The organism is Streptomyces sp. NPDC000075 (genome assembly GCF_040301925.1).
GTDB lineage: Bacteria > Actinomycetota > Actinomycetes > Streptomycetales > Streptomycetaceae > Streptomyces > Streptomyces polychromogenes.
Genome location: NZ_JBEPFL010000034.1, coordinates 17351 through 35175 on the forward strand (window position 1 = coordinate 17351; position 17825 = coordinate 35175).

The 17825-nt window shown below is 73.5% G+C and carries 11 protein-coding genes; 2 read left to right on the forward strand and 9 right to left on the reverse strand.

What is annotated here, in order from left to right; all coding sequences use genetic code 11:
* Positions 1 to 4 precede the first annotated feature (4 nt).
* On the reverse strand, positions 5 to 520 hold the full coding sequence (gene nrdR, locus ABT403_RS30700) for a transcriptional regulator NrdR (RefSeq protein ID WP_079431988.1): 516 nt from the start codon (positions 518 to 520) through the stop codon (positions 5 to 7).
* Positions 521 to 1037: 517 nt separating this feature from the next.
* Here nrdR and lexA point away from each other — a divergent pair.
* Positions 1038 to 1832, forward strand: coding sequence for a transcriptional repressor LexA (gene lexA / locus ABT403_RS30705; RefSeq protein WP_344166026.1), 795 nt, complete (start codon positions 1038 to 1040; stop codon positions 1830 to 1832).
* Positions 1833 to 1924: 92 nt separating this feature from the next.
* On the opposite strand, the gene ABT403_RS30710 is transcribed toward lexA, so the two are convergent.
* The 5 genes from ABT403_RS30710 to ABT403_RS30730 form a co-directional block, all read right to left on the reverse strand.
* Entirely contained in the window at positions 1925 to 3895 is a 1971-nt protein-coding gene (locus tag ABT403_RS30710; protein WP_344166024.1) for an ATP-dependent DNA helicase, read from the reverse strand.
* 51 nt (positions 3896 to 3946) lie between these two features.
* Complete coding sequence (locus ABT403_RS30715; RefSeq protein ID WP_425580278.1) at positions 3947 to 5803, reverse strand: IucA/IucC family protein; 1857 nt, start codon at positions 5801 to 5803, stop codon at positions 3947 to 3949.
* Between the two features lie 114 nt (positions 5804 to 5917).
* Positions 5918 to 6619 carry a GNAT family N-acetyltransferase gene (locus ABT403_RS30720; protein ID WP_344166022.1) on the reverse strand — a complete coding sequence of 234 codons (702 nt, stop codon included), beginning with the start codon at positions 6617 to 6619 and terminating at the stop codon, positions 5918 to 5920.
* Between the two features lie 30 nt (positions 6620 to 6649).
* A complete protein-coding gene (locus ABT403_RS30725; RefSeq protein ID WP_425580277.1) occupies positions 6650 to 8530 on the reverse strand; it encodes an IucA/IucC family protein in 1881 nt (626 codons plus the stop codon).
* Between the two features lie 983 nt (positions 8531 to 9513).
* Complete coding sequence (locus tag ABT403_RS30730) at positions 9514 to 10860, reverse strand: diaminobutyrate--2-oxoglutarate transaminase family protein (protein WP_425580276.1); 1347 nt, start codon at positions 10858 to 10860, stop codon at positions 9514 to 9516.
* Between the two features lie 341 nt (positions 10861 to 11201).
* On the opposite strand from ABT403_RS30730, the gene ABT403_RS30735 reads away from it, so the two are divergent.
* Complete coding sequence (locus ABT403_RS30735) at positions 11202 to 12386, forward strand: trypsin-like serine peptidase (protein WP_344166020.1); 1185 nt, start codon at positions 11202 to 11204, stop codon at positions 12384 to 12386.
* 82 nt (positions 12387 to 12468) lie between these two features.
* Here the strand turns inward: ABT403_RS30735 and hflX are convergent, their stop codons facing one another.
* The 3 genes from hflX to ABT403_RS30750 form a co-directional block, all read right to left on the reverse strand.
* Positions 12469 to 13974, reverse strand: coding sequence for a GTPase HflX (gene hflX, locus ABT403_RS30740; RefSeq protein WP_344166018.1), 1506 nt, complete (start codon positions 13972 to 13974; stop codon positions 12469 to 12471).
* Positions 13975 to 14135: 161 nt separating this feature from the next.
* A complete protein-coding gene (locus tag ABT403_RS30745) occupies positions 14136 to 15626 on the reverse strand; it encodes a M1 family metallopeptidase (protein ID WP_344166016.1) in 1491 nt (496 codons plus the stop codon).
* Between the two features lie 110 nt (positions 15627 to 15736).
* Positions 15737 to 17809, reverse strand: coding sequence for a RelA/SpoT family protein (locus ABT403_RS30750; protein ID WP_344166014.1), 2073 nt, complete (start codon positions 17807 to 17809; stop codon positions 15737 to 15739).
* Between the last annotated feature and the right edge of the window lie 16 nt (positions 17810 to 17825).

The following is a 17825-nucleotide window of genomic DNA, read 5'->3' on the forward strand; positions in this document are numbered from 1 at the left end:
CCGGTCAGTCGGCGGCGGAGGCGGGCACGGGGACGACCGGGGGGGTCCCTCCGGGCTCGCACTCATGGGGGTGAGGCCGCGGTTCGCGGAGTTCCGCGATGGCGGTCTCGAAGTCTTCAAGGGTGTCGAAAGCTTTGTAGACGGACGCGAACCGCAGGTACGCGACCAGGTCGAGCTCCTGCAACGGGCCGAGTATGGCCAGGCCCACGTCGTGGGTGGTCAGCTCGGCGCTCCCGGTGGCGCGCACCGCCTCCTCGACCCGCTGGCCGAGCTTGGCGAGGGCGTCCTCGGTGACCGGCCGCCCCTGGCACGCCTTGCGGACGCCAGAGATGACCTTGGTGCGGCTGAAGGGTTCGGTGACCCCGCTTCGCTTGATCACCATCAGCGAGGCCGTCTCCACCGTCGTGAAGCGACGGGAGCAGTCGGGGCACTGACGGCGTCTGCGGATCGACGTTCCGTCGTCGGTGGTGCGGCTGTCGACGACGCGGCTGTCGGGGTGCCTGCAGAAGGGGCAGTGCATGGTTCCCTCACCCTCCTCTTGGCACGGCTGAATCACCCCACGGAGCCCTTCGGCGACAGAGAGCAAGTCTCTGCCGGGGGCCCGTGAAGCAGCCACAAGCATATGCGATCCCGGAGGTTCGAGCAGACCGTGGACCACAACTTGTGGGTTGTGACGCTCATCCAACCACTAGATCTTGCGTTGGGGAGGATTTGCGCCCCTACGCGTGTCGCGGGGCTCGATGGCCGGATTTCACGGGTTTCGCTGCCACACTGGGCAGAGGCCCGAAGGGTGGCGACCCAACCGGGAAGGGTACCGTAAGCAGCAGACGCGGTTCCGAATCCGCGTTCGGACGAGGGGTCGGCCACACGCCTCCGGACCCCCCGCCCGGCCGGCCATCCGCACCGGTCGGCCATACACCCGCCGCTCTAGCCCAGGTGGGCGATCCGCGATTTTTCACTCGAACGTGTGTTTGGCGCAACCTTTCGAAAGCTACTACCGTTGTCCAGCTAGGGAGAACATTTCGAGAGGGGCCGACGTGACCACCACCGCAGACAGTGCCACCATCACTGCCCAGAACCGCTCCCAGAGCCGACTCGAGCCGGTGCATGCCATGAACGACGCAAGCCTGAACCCGGAGGCGGAGGCCGCAGTGCGCCCCGCACGCTCGCTGCCAGGGCGACCTCCAGGCATCCGCGCCGACAGCTCCGGGCTCACGGACCGGCAGCGAAGGGTCATCGAGGTCATCCGGGACTCGGTGCAGCGGCGCGGCTACCCGCCGTCGATGCGGGAGATCGGCCAGGCCGTCGGCCTCTCCAGCACCTCCTCCGTCGCGCACCAGCTGATGGCCCTGGAGCGCAAGGGCTTCCTGCGCCGGGACCCGCACCGTCCCCGCGCCTACGAGGTCCGCGGCTCCGACCAGCCCAGCTCGCAGCCCACCGACACCACCGGCAAGCCCGCCGCCTCCTACGTCCCGCTGGTCGGCCGGATCGCGGCCGGCGGCCCGATCCTCGCCGAGGAGTCGGTCGAGGACGTGTTCCCGCTCCCCCGCCAGCTCGTCGGCGACGGTGAGCTGTTCGTACTGAAGGTCGTCGGCGACTCGATGATCGAGGCCGCCATCTGCGACGGCGACTGGGTCACCGTCCGTCGCCAGCCCGTCGCGGAGAACGGCGACATCGTCGCCGCGATGCTGGACGGCGAGGCCACCGTCAAGCGATTCAAGCGGGAGGACGGCCACGTGTGGCTGCTCCCGCACAACGCCGCCTACCAGCCGATCCCGGGCGACGAGGCGACCATCCTCGGCAAGGTCGTCGCGGTCCTGCGCCGGGTCTGATCCCTCGCCCCTCAGCCAGCTCCGGGACCCTCTGCGCCGGTCCCGGAGCTGTTGTATGCCCGCTGTACGCCCCTCTCGGGGACGGGGCGGTGTTACTTGCCGTCGGCCTGCGCGCTCGCGTCGATCGCGGCGAGGGAGCGGCGGACCTGGTTGCGGTCCGTGGTGTACCAGAAGTCGGGCAGCGAGGCCCGGAGGAAGCTGCCGTACCGTGCCGTCGCCAGTCGGGGGTCGAGCACCGCGACGACGCCCCGGTCGCCGGAGGCACGTACGAGCCGGCCGGCGCCCTGCGCCATCAGCAGGGCGGCGTGCGTCGCGGCGACCGCCATGAACCCGTTGCCGCCGTTCTCCTCCACCGACTTCTGCCGCGCGCTCATCAGCGGGTCGTCGGGGCGCGGGAACGGGATCCGGTCCATGATGACCAGCTGGCAGCTGGGACCGGGCACGTCCACGCCCTGCCAGAGGGAGAGCGTCCCGAACAGGCAGGTGCGCGGGTCTGCGGCGAAGGACTTGATCAGCTCGCCCAGCGTCTCCTCGCCCTGGAGCAGGATCGGGTTGTCGAGCCGCCCGCGCAGTTCCTCCGCGGCGGCCTTCGCCCCGCGCATGGAGGAGAAGAGGCCGAGGGCGCGGCCGCCCGCCGCCTCGATCAGTTCCGCCAGCTCGTCCATCATGTCGCCGCGGGTGCCCTCCCGGCCCGGGGTGGCCAGGTGCTTGGCGACGTAGAGGATGCCCTGCTTCGGGTAGTCGAACGGGGAGCCCACGTCCAGGCCCCGCCAGAGCGGCACGCCCTCACCCTCGACCCCTTCCGGGGAGAGGCCGAGCGAGGCGGCGACGCCGTTGAAGTCCCCGCCGAGCTTGAGGGTGGCGGAGGTGAGGACCACCGAGCGGTCCTCGAAGAGCTTCTCGCGCAGCAGCCCGGACACCGACAGCGGCGCGACCCGGAGGGTGGCGCCGAAGCGGTCGTGGCGCTCGTACCAGACCACGTCGTACTCGGATCCGATCATGATCCGCTCGGCCACCGCGTGGACGTTCTCCACGGCGGCCAGGGCCTGCTTGCGGACGGCGTCCTCGTCGTGGACGGACTTGTCGCGGGTGGCGCCGATCGCGGAGATCACATTGCGCGCGGAGTCGCGCAGCGCGGCCAGGGCGTAGCCGAGGTCCTCGGGGATCTGCTCCAGGCGGCCGGGGAGCGCCAGCTCCATCACCCGTTCGAAGGTCTCGGAAGCGGTCTGCAGGGAGTCCGCCGTCTTCTCGTCGACCAGCTTGGCGGCACGCTTCACCGCCCGGTTGACCTGTCCCGGGGTGAGCTCGCCGGTGGCGACGCCGGTGACGCGGGAGACCAGCTCGTGGGCCTCGTCCACGATCAGCACCTCGTGCTGGGGCAGGACGGGGGCGCCCTCGATGGCGTCGATGGCGAGCAGGGCGTGGTTGGTGACGACCACGTCCGCGAGCTTGGCCCGCTCGCGGGCGGCCTCGGCGAAGCACTCTGCGCCGTACGCGCACTTCGTGGCACCCAGGCACTCCCGGGAGGAGACCGAGACCTGGCTCCAGGCCTTGTCGGAGACGCCGGGGGTGAGGTCGTCCCGGTCGCCGGTCTCCGTCTCGTCCGCCCAGTCGCGCAGGCGCAGCAGGTCCTTGCCGAGCTTGCTGGTGGGCGCGGCCGCCTCGAACTGGTCGAAGAGGCCCTCCTCCTCGTCCTGCGGGGCGCCCTCGTGCAGCCGGTGCAGGCACAGGTAGTTCGACCGGCCCTTGAGCATGGCGAACTGCGGCCGGCGGCGCAGCTGCGGATGCAGCGCCTCGACCGTCCGCGGCAGGTCGCGCTCGACGAGCTGGCGCTGGAGCGCCAGCGTCGCCGTGGCCACGACGACCCGCTCGCCGTGGGCGAGGGCCGGGACCAGGTAGCCGAGGGACTTGCCGGTCCCGGTGCCGGCCTGGATCAGCCGATGGGAGTTGTCGTCGATCGCTTCGGCGACGGCTTCGGCCATGGCCACCTGGCCGGGGCGCTCCGAACCGCCGACGGCGGAGACGGCGGCGTGCAGCAGGTCGGGGAGGGAGGGCTTCGTCATAGCAGGACCAACCCTACGGGGCGCCGCTGACAGTGGCGTACCGATCCGGCCTCACGGGCGGTGCAGGGGGTTGGGGACGGTGCCGTGGGTGACGGCGTGGGGCCGGTCGGGGCGGTCACGGTAACCGTCCTCGTGGAGCCGGTTGCGGTTGAGGCAGATCCGGTCGATCCGCTCGGTGAGCAGGTCGAAGAGCTCGAAGCGGTCCTTGAGCTCGGGGAAGCGGGCCTGGTGGTGGAGGATCTCCGCCCGTACGAGGGACCAGAACTCGTCCTCGGGGACGCCGAGCCGGTCCTCGCACAGGGGGGCCAGGTACCGGAAGACGCCGACGAACAGGCCGGAGTGGATGAACTGGGTGAGGAAGCCGGGCGGCTCGGTGAGCAGGACGGCGCGGACCTCGTCGGGCAGGGACGCGTGCTCGGGCAGCGGGGTCCGGCTGAGGTTGACGTCGTCCACGAAGTCCTTGACCGCGAGCCGGACCGGCACGTCGTGCTCGTCGAAGATCACGACCGCGTTCTCGCCGTGGGGGGAGAAGACGGTGCCGTAGCGGTAGAGGAAATGGAGCAGCGGGGGCAGCAGCGCGGCGAAGAGCCGCCGGAGCCACACCACGGGGGTCAGGCCGGAGCGGGCGACGAGCTCGGCCGTGAAGGAGCGGCCGCGCGGGTCGGTGTGGAGGAGCGAGGCGAGGGTGCGGGCGCGCTCGCCGGGGGCCAGGTGGGGGCCCAGGGGCTCGCGCCAGATCGCGCCGAGGAGTTCCTTGTACTGGTAGGGGACCTCGGGGAGCCGGTCGTACACGGGGTGGCGGACCGTGACGGACGCGACCTCGCCGAGCAGGATCACCCCGCATTCGTCGCGGAGGAAGGGGTCGGCGTCGCGAACGGAGTGGATCCAGGCCGTCACGACGGGGGCGGCGAGGGCGAGGTCGCTGGGCAGGCCGCGCCAGACCATGGTGTTGAAGACGGACAGCGGCAGCTTGACGCTGTGGCGGTCGGGGCGGGTGAGGTTGAGGAAGGTGCGGACGGACTGCTGGGGCAGCCGTTCGTCCGGGTCGGCGGGGAGCGGGACCAGTGCGCCGGAGGCGAGGGCGGGCGCGAAGAGGGGGAGGACGACCTGGTCCCACTGCCAGGGGTGGACGGGCAGGTAGAGGTAGCGCAGGGGGTCCAGGCCCCGGTCGCGCAGGACCCCGTCGAAGGCGGCCCGGGTGACGGGGTCGAGTTCGGCCGCGTAGAGGCGTGCGGGGTCTTCCAGGCCGGCACCGCCCCGGTACTCGGCGAGGGAGGTGTGGGCCGCGAGCCAGGGCAGGCGCTGCGGGGTGCGGGCTTCCGGGGCCCAGGCGGCGGCGTCGGCGGCGGACCATCCGACGCGGCCCTTGTTCGGGACGAGCCAGGGGTGGCCCGTCTGGTGCCCTTCGAGGGCGGCGTAGTCCAGGTCGGCGAGGACGTCGGCGGTGAGGGCGTGGTGGTCGAGGCGGGCGTCGGCGGCGAGGGTGGCGCCGAGCTCGCGGATCAGGTGGCCGAGGGTGGGTCCGTCGAGGCCGAGGAGGCCGCGGGCGCGGACGAGGAATCCGTAGGGGTCCGCGAAGGCCGTCGGAGGCTCGGTGGCGGGGGGCGGCGGGGTGAGGGTGATGGTGTCCGGCGCGACCTGCCAGCTCCCGTAGGCGCGGCGGCGGGCGCGGAAGCCCAGGCTGCTGCCGTCGTCGAGGGCCAGGGTCCAGGCGTCACCCTCGGGCGCCGGCGCCGGAGCGGGGACGATGATCTCCTCGTACGCGAACTCGGCGAGCATCTTGGCGAGCAGCCGGCGGGCGGCGGCGTCCCAGGTCGGACGGTTGAGTTCGGGCGGCGTGCAGGGGTGTTGGGGCGACCAGGGGATTGCGGGTTCCGCGGAGCCGGGGCTTACGGGGAAATTCTGCACTTGACTCCTCGATGATCGGGAACTCCGCGGCGGGGCACGGAGTTTTCGAAGGGAGAGGCGCGAGGCAACAGGCCTGGGAGCCTGGGACGGACGGCAGCGGGTCGGCTGCGGCGATCAGAGCAGATTGCGCAGCGACCGCTCCCGGATCATCAGGGCGGCGCGCTTCCCGGGAAGTTCGATTTCCGTGGCGTAGCGGAAACCGGCGGCAAGGAAGGCTGATACGGAGGGGGTGTTGCGGATGTCCGGTTCGGCGATGACCCGTGTGCAGCGGGGGCGGTTGTCGAAGACGAGCTCGGTGACGGCGCGCAGCAGCGTGGTCCCCAGGCCCCGGCCGCGGTTCGTGCCGTCTCCGATCAGCAGGTGGATACCCGTGTCGTGGGGGCGCGCCGGGTAGTGGCGCGAGACCGGGTCGAGGTCGGCCCGGTAAATCTCCCAGTAGCTCATCGGGGTGCCGTCGAGGACGCCGAGGCAGGGGATGCTGCGGCCGTCTCCGTCGAGCTGGGCCCTCAGGTGGGCTGCGGTGACGGCGGAGGCGCCGGCCAGCTCCCAGTAGGCGGCGACGGCCGGGTCGTTCATCCAGCGGGTGAGGAGCGGGAGGTCCCGGCCCGGCCGTACGGGTTCGAGGCGGAAGACCCCGACGGGTGTGGGCAGGGCGCTCCAGCCTGCGGGCGAGTCGAGGAGGTCCGCTTCGGCGAGCAGGGGCAACAGGCCGACGGTGAAGCGTTGTTCGGCGGTCTCGTGGTGGGCCGTGCCGTAGCGGTCGGGGTCGGTGGCGGTTCCGGTGGTCGTGTCGGTGGTCGTGTCGGTGGGAGGCATCGGGCTCTTCTCCGTCTCGGTGGGACCGCGTCAGTCGTGGAGGGGGTTGGTGATGGTGACGTAGACGGACTGCGTTTCGACGGGGCCCACGAGCTCGTCGAGGCCGCCCAGGCGGGTGAGCAGGTTCGCCTTGCAGCGGAGGGTGGGTGAATCGAGCAGCTGCGCGGGGAGCGGGCCGAGGCCCGTGGCCTTGCCGAGGAACCGGCGGAACGCGGCGAGGAGTACGCGCTCGTCGGCGAGCCGCTGGGAGCCGAAGGCGCCGATGAGGCCGAGCACGTTGTTGATGCCGAGGTAGTAGGCGAAGCGTTCGTCGGTGACGGCGTCCGGGACGAAGGTGTCGCTGGCGCGGCCGATGCCGGGGAGCCGGTGTTCCAGTTCGGTACGCCGGGAGTCGCGGAAGTAGTAGCCCTGGTTGTCGCGGAAGCGGCCGCCGACGGGCCAGCCGGCCCGGTCGAGGAGCACCAGGGTGTTCTGCTGGTGGGCTTCGAGGGCGATGCCGGCGAGTGAGTCGAAGGCCAGGACCGGCAGGACGACCTGGTCGAGGTAGCGCAGGAACCACTCGGTGGCGACGGCGGAGGCGGGGCGGCCGGTGGAGGCGGCGAGCCGGGAGACGGTCTCGGCGAGCCGGGAGCGCATCGTGGTGCGACCGGGCCAGGGGCGCGGGGCGGTGAGTGCGGCGACGCAGACGGCGTCGTCGTCGGAACGGAAGGGGTTGTGGCGGAGCAGGACGTCGAGGCCCGGCACGGGGGTGCCGTCCGGGGCGTCGACGGCGACCCAGGCGGGGTCGCGGACGATGTCGAAGCCGGGGTGGGCGGTCTGCCACTGCTCGGCGAGGCCGGTGCGGAGCAGCCGGTGCACCTCGACGCCTCGGTGGAGTTCCTTGCGGAGGTTCTCCCGGCGGGAGTTGGTGATGCGCAGGCCCAGGGACAGCTTCAGCATCGCGGGGGCGCCGGGGCGGTGGACGGTGCGAACGGAGGAGGTGGGGTACCAGGGGGTTCCGTACGGGCCCAGGTCGGTGAGGAGTCCCGCGTCGCGGAGGGCGGCGACACCGGGGCGCTGGAAGAGGTCGCGGGCCTGCCAGGGGTGCAGGGGAAGGGGGGTGGTGCCGGCGGGCAGCGGGAGCCCGGGGGCGATACGGGCGAGGAGCTGGGCGGCGGAGACGGGGCGGCCGCGTTCGGTCCAGGCGGAGTCGGTGGCGAGGGCCGTGGGTGCGACGGCGATCCAGTGCAGGGGGAAGGAGCCGTGGAGTTCGGGTGAGTAGTGGTGCGCTTCGGCTTCGGAGAGTCCCTCGCGGCTCTTCGGGTCCGGCTGGAGGGGGTGACCGAGGAGGAGGGACTGTTCGGCGGTGAGGAAGAGGTCCCCCGCGATGGGAGCGGGGGCGGTGGGGCGGCGGCGCCGGTCGGCGATGAACGCGGCGGTGTGGCGTACGGAGTCGGCGACCCGGCCGACGAGATCGGCGCCGCGGCCGTTGCCTTCGCGGGCGATCAGGGCGGCGAGGGTGACGGCGTCCACGGCGGGGGCGTCGGCGGGGGCGCCTTCGAGCCGGGCCGGCGCGAAGCGGTGCCAGCCGGCCTCGGACCAGTGGCGGACGGGGACGAGCAGCGCGGCGGCGGATGCGGGGAGGGGGATGCGGAGCAGGGTTCCGGGGGGCCCGTCGGGGCGGCCGATGCCGTTCTCGCGGACCCAGCAGCGGAGCAGGTTCTCGACGGTGGCGGACTCGGCGGCGGTGGCCGGGTCGGGGTGGTCCAGCAGGTCGGGCAGCACCGCCGGCTCGGGCCCGACGGGACCGGTCCCGCCCACCCGGGGCCGGTGGCTGCCGGCCTTCTGCCGGGGCACGGTGGCACCCTCCGCCGCCGGCCTGGACCCCGGTCCGGTGTCGGCACCGGCCCGGGGCAGGCCCGGAGCAGGCACGGCGGGCTGCTCCCGCGCCGCCTCGGGACTCCCGGGCAGCTGAGCGGCTCCGGCTCCGGCTCCGGCTCCGGCTCCGGCCCAGGGGAGCACCGGGGTGGGTCCGGCGTCCGCCCGGGGAAGGCCCGGGGTGTCCTCCGGGGCGGCCTGGCCAGTGGCGGGCGGTGCCGCCGGGGGCGGCTGTGGGGGCCGGGCCGTTCCTGCCGGGGACAGCTGTGGGGGCCGGGCCGGACCTGCCGGGGACAGCTGCGGGGGCCGGGCCGGGCCTGCGGGGGGCCGGACCTCCTCCCCCGCCCCGGTCCGCAGCGCGCCCGGCAGAGCCAGGGGGTCGGCCTGCCCGGCGGCCGGGTGCGTGGCAGCCGGGTGTCCGGCCTGCGCGGGGTCCGGGTCTCCAGGCGTAACCGTCCGGTCGGGGCGCCCGGACGGCCCGTCGTGAGCCACCCGCAGGGTGGAGGCCCCCTCGCAGGGGCCACCCGTGCAGGCGGCGGGGGCTTCGGCAGCAACGTCAGGCTGGCCCGTCTCGATGCCGGGGGCAGCGATGGGCGTGCCCCACTCCCGCTCGCCGGGCTCCTGGTGAGGGGCCCGTCCGGTGGGGGGTGCGACCGACTGGAGCGGGGCGGTGGGCGGGGCAGCGGTGGGGGCGTCCTCCGGCGTGCCGGGGCCCAGGCGGAGAGGCCGTCCGGTCGAGGGTGCGGCCGGTTGGAGCGGGGCGGCGGGCAGGGTAGACGTAGGGGTGTCACACTCCGGCGTGGCGGGGCCCAGGCGGAGGGGCCGTCCCGTGGGGGGCGTGGCCGGCTGGAGCGGGGCGGTGGGGGCCTGGTGGGCGGGGCTTCCGGGGGTGGGGGTGCTCCGCTGTGGGGTGTGGGGTGTCTGGCGGGCGGTGCCGGGGTGGTCCGGGGCCGCGGTGGGGACCTGCGGTTGGTGCGGGCCGGTGGTGGGGTGGGTGGGCTGTGGGGGTTTGGGGTCGGGCATGGGTGGGTCCTCGGTCAGTGGGCGGCGGCGGGGATGGCGTCTGCCAGGCGGTCCAGGACGGCGGTGGCCTGCTCGTCGGTCAGGGTGAGCGGGGGGAGCAGGCGGACCACGGCGCCGTGGCGGCCGCCGAGTTCGACGATCAGGCCGCGGTCCAGGCAGTCCCGGCGGATGGCGGCGGCCAGAGCGGGGGCCGCCGCTCCCGTCTCGGGGTCGACGATCTCGACGCCGAGCATCAGCCCCCGTCCCCGTACGTCCCCGATGCAGGGCCGGTCGGCCGCCAGGCCGCGCAGCGCCGTCAGCATCCGCCCGCCCAGCTCCGCCGCCCGCTCCGCGAGGCCGTTGCGGCGGACGTAGGCGAGGGTGGCGGTGCCGGCGGCCATCGCGAGCTGGTTGCCGCGGAACGTTCCGGCATGGGCGCCGGGGGCCCAGACGTCCAGCTCCGAGCGGTAGACGATCACCGCGAGCGGGAGGCTGCCGCCGATCGCCTTGGACAGGACCATCACGTCGGGGACCACCCCGGAGTGGTCGACGCCCCAGAAGGCGCCGGTGCGGCCCACCCCGGTCTGGACCTCGTCCGCGATCAGCGGGATGCCCCGGCTCTCGGTGATCTCCCGCATCCGGCGCAGCCAGTCGTCCGGCGCCGGGTGGACCCCGCCCTCGCCCTGGACGGGTTCGACGAGCATGCCCGCCGGTGCGGGCACCCCGCCCTTGGGGTCGTCGAGCAGGCTCTCGGTCCAGGCCGCGGAGAGCCGCGCGCCCTCGGCCCCGCCCACGCCGAACGGACAGCGGTGGTCCTGCGGGTAGGGCAGCCGGGTCACCCGGACGTCGGTGGCGCCGCCGGAGGCCTCCAGCGCCCCGGCCGTCATCCCGTGGTAGGCCCCGGCGAAGGCGAGCAGTCCGGAGCGCCCCGTGGCGACCCGGACCAGTTTCAGCGCGGCCTCGACGGCGTCCGTCCCGGCCGGCCCGCAGAACTGGATGCGGGCGTCGGCGGCCAGCCCGGCCGGGAGGTTCGCGAAGAGCTCGGTGGTGAAGGCGTCCTTGACCGGGGTCGCGAGGTCGAGCACGTGCAGCGGGGCCCCGGAGTCGAGGACCCCCCGGATGGCCTCCAGGACGACGGGATGGTTGTGTCCGAGGGCGAGGGTCCCCGCGCCGGAGAGGCAGTCGAGGTAGCGCCGCCCATCGGCACCCTCGATGGTCAGTCCCCGCGCCCGCACCGGGACGATGGGCAGTGAGCGCGCGTACGTCCGGGCGGCGGACTCCCGCTGCGCCTGCCTGCGCAGGATGGCTTCGGCCGCGACCGGCCCCCGGACGCCCTGGGGCGGAATCTGTGCCGCGGCTGCGGCCTGCTCGGTCAGGGACACGACTGTCGGACCTCCCGCACGGTCTGCTCTTCCGGATTGCGCCTCGAACACGAACGCTGCCGCGCCGTCCCCCGTACGTACCAACGACGGTGACGGCGGCGGATCACGGGTCACCCGAAGATCCTTGCGGCCCGGCGGGTCCTGAAAGCCTTTCAGCGGCGGGCGTGGGCGGCCCCGTACCCGCGCGCACGGCGGCTGAAGAGCTCCGGTGGGGACCGGAACCACGGACCCGGGCCCCGCCGTCTTCAACGGCGGCGGCATAGTGGGGTGCTGCGAAAGCGAACCGGATCACCCTGGACGACACCGTCCCAACACCTCGAAGCACATGGGGGACTTACGACATGCGACCGAACCGACCGGTCACCGCGGCCCTCTGCGCGGCCGCGCTCGCGCTGACCGCCGCGGCCTGCGGACCCGGAGACGGGGAGGCCGGCGGCGACGCCAAGCCGACCGTGGCAGCGCCCCTCCCGTCCGGTGGCGCGGACGGCCCGATCAAGATCCCGCAGGAGCTGAAGGACAAGCTCAAGGAACACGGCTTCGACATGGAGAAGTGGAAGGGGGGCGCGTGGAAGAACTGGAACAAGCAGGACTGGCTCCGCGAGGCGGGCGACTACGTCAACCCCATCATCGACGGCCTGTGGGACCCGGACCGGATGCGTGACGCGGAGCAGCCGCAGCCCCCGGCCGTCGACCCCGACGCCGGCAAGGACCAGGGCGTCACCGACCCGACCCCGGCCCCGGTGACGGCCAAGGCCGCGGCCTCGCCGTACCACTCGACCGTCCCGGCGTCCGGGAAGGTCTTCTTCGACGGCCCCGAGGGCTCGATGGTCTGCTCGGCGACCGTGGTGAAGGACCCGGCGCACCCCGGCAAGTCCAACATGGTCTGGACGGCCGGCCACTGCGTGCACGCGGGCAAGGCCGGCGGCTGGTACCGCAACATCGCCTTCGTCCCTTCGTACAACAACGCGGGCCGCCCGGCGGCCGAGCTCAAGGGCGCGCCGCGCGAGCAGGTGGCCCCGTACGGCGTGTGGTGGAGCGACTGGGCGCAGACCTCCGACCAGTGGATCGCGACCGGCGGTCCGACGGGCGGCGCGGGCGCCCCGTACGACTTCGCGGTGCTGCACGTGACCCCGGAGAAGGGCGGCAACGGCAAGTCCCTGGAGGAGACGGTCGGTACGGCGCTCCCGGTGGAGTTCAACGCCCCGGCGGTGCCGAAGATCACGGGCATGACGGCGACGGGTTACCCGGCGGCGGCCCCGTTCGACGGCCAGAAGGCGTTCCAGTGCACGGACAAGCCGGGACGCCTGGCCCTGCACCAGGGTGACCCGGTGATGTACCGCATCGGCTGCACGATGACGGGCGGCTCCTCCGGCGGCGGCTGGGTCGCCACGGGCGCCGACGGCAAGCCGGCGCTGGTGTCGAACACCTCGATCGGCCCGGCGAAGGCGGGCTGGCTGGCCGGCCCGAAGCTGGGGCCCGAGGCCAAGGGGATCTACGACGCGGTAAGCGCCAAGTTCAAGCGCTGAGCGCCGGCCCGCCGACGGGCGGGCGCGCGAAGACCGAGGGCCCTCCGCAGGTGCGGAGGGCCCTCGGTCGTGCCGGGCGGCGTTACTGCTTGGCGGGGACGTACGGCGCCAGTTCCGCCGCGAGTTCCCGGTGGACGCGCGCCTTGAGGAGGGTGCCCTCCGGGGTGTGCTCCTCGGAGATCACCTCACCCTCGGCGTGCGCCCGGGCGATCAGCCCGCCGCGGGTGTACGGCACCAGGGCCTCCACCTCGACGGCCGGCCGCGGCAGCTCGCTGTCGATGAGCGCGAGGAGTTCCTCGATGCCCTGGCCGGTACGGGCCGAGACGGCGATGGAGTGCCGCTCGATGCGCAGCAGGCGCTGCAGGACCAGCGGGTCCGCGGCGTCGGCCTTGTTGACCACCACGATCTCGGGCACGTTGACCGCGCCGACCTCGCGGATGACCTCGCGGACGGCCGCCAGCTGCTCCTCCGGCGCCGGGTGCGAGCCGTCCACGATGTGCAGGATGAGGTCGGAGTCGCCGACCTCCTCCATCGTGGAGCGGAACGCCTCGACGAGGTGGTGGGGCAGGTGCCGGACGAAGCCCACGGTGTCGGCCAGGGTGTAGACCCGGCCGGACGGGGTCTCGGCGCGGCGCACGGTGGGGTCGAGGGTGGCGAACAGCGCGTTCTCCACCAGGACGCCCGCGCCGGTGAGACGGTTGAGCAGGGAGGACTTGCCGGCGTTGGTGTAGCCGGCGATGGCGACCGAGGGCACCTTGTTGCGGCGCCGTTCCTGCCGCTTGATGTCGCGGCCGGTCTTCATCTCGGCGATCTCCCGGCGCATCTTCGCCATCTTCTCGCGGATGCGGCGCCGGTCGGTCTCGATCTTGGTCTCACCGGGGCCTCGGGTGGCCATGCCGCCACCGCCGCCGCCGCCCATCTGCCGGGACAGCGACTGACCCCAGCCGCGCAGACGGGGCAGCATGTACTGCATCTGCGCGAGGGCGACCTGCGCCTTGCCCTCTCGGGACTTGGCGTGCTGGGCGAAGATGTCCAGGATGAGGGCGGTCCGGTCGACGACCTTGACCTTGACGACGTCTTCGAGGGCGATGAGCTGGCCGGGGCTGAGCTCGCCGTCGCAGACGACGGTGTCGGCGCCGCTCTCCAGCACGATGTCGCGCAGCTCGCGGGCCTTGCCGGAACCGATGAAGGTGGCCGGGTCGGGCTTGTCGCGGCGCTGGATGACACCGTCGAGGACGAGGGCGCCCGCCGTCTCGGCGAGGGCCGCGAGTTCCGCGAGGGAGTTCTCGGCGTCGCCCACCGTGCCGGAGGTCCAGACACCGACGAGGACGACCCGCTCCAGGCGGAGCTGGCGGTACTCGACCTCGGTGACGTCCTCGAGCTCGGTGGACAGGCCCGCCACGCGGCGCAGGGCCGCGCGCTCGGAGCGGTCGAACTGGTCGCCGTCCCGGTCTCCGTCGATCGCGTGGCTCCAGGCGACGTCCTCTTCCATCAGGGCATCGGCCCGAAGGCTCTCGGTGAAGCTCTGCGAGTCCCGCACGTCCTGCGCGTCCCGCGGGTCCTGGGAAGGGGATGAAGAGGAGGTCATTGGATCCTTACGTCGATTCGATTGCGTGCGCGCCGGCTAGGGCCAAAGGTACCGCCGTGCGTGACATTCTCTGTCACGTCCAACGCGGGACCCCGTCCGGGGATTCCCCGGACCGCCCCGTCGCCGGCCTCGTCGATGGTGACATGCCCGTTCGCGGGCCGTCATACCGTTTTTCCGGGTGCCGTCTTTCCGGCGGCCGTCTTTCCGGCCGCCGGGGCGCTCCAGTCCGGGTGGCCGGGCATCGCGGGGGTCTTCTCCCCGTACAGCCAGGGCCGCAGGAAGGCCGAGAGGTCGCGTCCGGCCTCCTGCGAGGCCAGGCGTACGAAGTCCTCGGTGCCGGCCGTACCGTCCTTGTGCTCCGCCACCCAGCGCCGCTCGACCCGGTCGAAGGCGGCCGCGCCGATCTCCTCCCGCAGGGCGTAGAGGATCAGCGCCGCGCCGTCGTAGACCACCGGCCGGAACAGTCCGATCTTCTGGCCGGGGGCCGCCGCCTTCGGGGCCGCCGGGGGGCCGCCGGCCGCCCGCCACTGGTCGGAGCGCTGGTACGCCTCGCGCATGCGCCGCTCCAGGGAGTACTTGCCGAGCCCGTCCGCGTACAGGGCCTCGTACCAGGTGGCGTGTCCTTCGTTGAGCCACAGGTCGGACCAGGTGCGCGGGGTGACGCTGTCGCCGAACCACTGGTGGGCCAACTCGTGGACCATGATCGCCTCCACGTACCACGCGGGGTAGCCCTCCTTCTCCCCCGCGAAGAGGCCGTTCTCGAAGAGCGACAGGGTCTGCGTCTCCAGCTCGAAGCCGGTGCGGGCCCGGGCGATCAGCACCCCGTAGTTCTCGAAGGGGTAGCGGCCGACCCGCTCCTCCATCCACGCGATGTGCCCGGGGGTCCTGGCCAGCCAGGGTTCGAGCCGTTCCCGGTCGGCGGCCGGGACCACGTCGCGCACGGGCAGCCCGTGCGGTCCGGTGCGGTGCAGGACGGCGGAGCGGCCGATGGAGACCTGGGCCAGCTCGGTGGCCATCGGGTGCAGGGTCCGGTACGTCCACTGGGCCGCGCCCCCGGCGCGGGCGGCCGGGAGGGCGCCGGGGATGCCGTTGGCCACGGCCGTGTAGCCCTCGGGGACGGTGACCCGGAAGGTGAAGTACGCCTTGTCGGCCGGGTGGTCGTTGCAGGGGAAGACGCGGTGCGCGGCGTCGGCCTGGTTGGCCATGGCCAGGCCGTCCTCGGTGGTGACCCAGCCTCCGTCGGCCGAACCGCGCGGGTCGCTGGTGTGCCGGACGGTGATCCGCAGCGGCGTGTTCGCGGCGATGGGTCGGGCGGGGGTCAGGACGAGGTCCTCCCCGGCGCTCTCGAACCGCGCGGGCTCGCCGTTGACCTCGGCGGAGGCCACCGTCCCGTGGGTGAAGTCCAGGTTGACCCGCTCCAGCGGGGCGAGGGTCCGGGCTTCGAGGGTGGTCACCGCGTCGAGGGGGCTGCGGTTGTCCTTGTACGTGAGGGACAGGTCGTACGAGAGGACGTCGTACCCGGGGTTGCCGAGCTCGGGGAAGAGCCGGTCGCCGATGCCGAGCGGCTTCGGCGGGGGCAGCACGGCGGCGACGAGGGTGAGGGAGGCCGCGGCGAGCAGGGCGGCGCGCAGGCGCGGGGAGGAGAGCTGCATCCACCACCGCTTACCAGCGCCCGCGGCGGGCCCGCGCGCGGCGCGCGACGGATCCACCCGAACGAGACTCCCCCTGCGGCCCCCCGCCCCCCGGCCCCCCTCAGGCCCCCTCAGGCCCGGCCGACGTCGTACACGCCGGGCACGTCCCGCATGGCCCGCATCAGGGCGGGCAGTACCGAGGCGTCGGGCAGGTGGAGGGTGTAGCTGTGCCGGACCCGCTGCTCCACGGGCGGCTCCACGGTGGCGGAGACCACCTCGACCCCCTGGCGGGCGATGGCCTCGGTGAGATCGGCCAGCAGGTGCGGGCGGCCGAACGATTCAGCGAGCAGGGTGACCCGGCAGTCGGCGGTGGCCCGCCAGTGTACGGCGACGGAGGTGCGGCCCAGGGAGCGCATCTGCGCGACGGCCGGGCAGTGGACGCGGTGCACGGTGACGGCCCCGCCCCGGACGACGAACCCGGCGACCGCGTCGGGCGGTACGGGGGTGCAGCAGCCGGCGAGGCGGACGTGGGCGTCGGGGAGGTCGGCGACGGCGTTGCCCCCGCCCCCGCGCAGCCCGGGCACCGACAGCGGGGCGCGGGGGGCGGCGGTGGCGGGCACCGGCCCGTCGGGGTGGGCCTGGAGCCAGCCGCTGATGGCGATCCGGGCGGCCGGGGTCCTGGCGTGGCCCAGCCAGTCGGCGGCGGGCCCGGAGGAGGCGTCCTGGGCGAGCAGGAGCTGGACGGTGTCCCCGTCGGAGAGGGTGGCGGAGAGGGAGGTGAGGCGCCCGTTGACGCGGGCGCCGATACAGCCGTGGGCCGCCTCGCCGTGCTGCGCGTAGGCGGCGTCGATACAGCTGGCCCCGGCGGGCAGGGCCAGGGTGCCGCCGTCGGCGCGGTAGACGGTGATCTCGCGGTCCTGGGCGAGCTCGGCGCGCAGCCCGGTCCAGAAGGTGTCGGGGTCGGGCGCGGACTGCTGCCAGTCGAGGAGCCGGGAGAGCCAGCCGGGCCGGGTGGGGTCGACGCGCTCGTCCTCGCTGTCGGCGCCCTCGCCGGTGGCGTAGGGGTTGCCGAGGGCGACCACGCCGGCCTCGGCGACGCGGTGCATCTGCCGGGTGCGGACGATGACTTCGGCGACGTACCCCTCGGGGACGGCGACGGCGGTGTGCAGCGACTGGTAGAGGTTGAACTTCGGGACGGCGATGAAGTCCTTGAACTCCGAGATGACCGGGGTGAAGCAGGTGTGGAGCTCGCCGAGGACCGCGTAGCAGTCGGCGTTCTCGCCGACGAGGACGAGGATGCGTCCGAAGTCGGGGCCGCGCAGCTCGCCGCGGGTGCGGGAGATGCGGTGGACGGAGACGAAGTGCCGGGGGCGGACGAGCACCTCGGCGGCGATGCCGGCGTCGCGCAGGACGGTGCGTACGGACTCGGCGATGGCGAGGAGGGGGTCGTCGGCGCCGGCGTGGGAGGCGATGAGCGCGCGGGTGCGCTCGTACTCCTCGGGGTGCAGGATCGCGAAGACGAGGTCTTCCAGTTCGGTCTTGAGGGCCTGGACGCCGAGGCGTTCGGCGAGCGGGATCAGGACGTCGCGGGTGACCTTGGCGATGCGGGCCTGTTTCTCGGGGCGCATCACGCCGAGGGTGCGCATGTTGTGCAGCCGGTCGGCGAGTTTGATGGACATGACGCGGACGTCGTTGCCGGTGGCGACGAGCATCTTGCGGAAGGTCTCGGGTTCGGCGGCGGCGCCGTAGTCGATCTTCTCGACCTTGGTGACGCCGTCGACGATGAAGGCGACCTCGTCGCCGAACTCGGCGCGGACCTGATCGAGGGTCACTTCGGTGTCCTCGACGGTGTCGTGCAGCAGGGAGGCCGTCAGGGTGGTGGTCTCGGCGCCGAGTTCGGCCAGGATGAGCGTGACGGCGAGCGGGTGTGTGATGTACGGCTCACCGCTCTTGCGCATCTGGCCGCGGTGCGAGGACTCCGCCAGGAGATACGCACGGCGCAGGATGGACAGGTCCGCGTCCGGGTGGTGGGCGCGGTGCGCTTCTGCTACGTGTCCGATGGCGTCCGGGAGTCGGTCCCGGGACGCGGGCCCGAGCAGGGCGGCACGGCCCAGGCGGCGTAGATCGAGCCGGGTCCGGCCACGTCTGCGCAGCTCAGGGCGCACTTCGGCATGTGCTTCGGGGTTCGTGGCCTCTGCACTCATGGGCACCTCCGGCGGC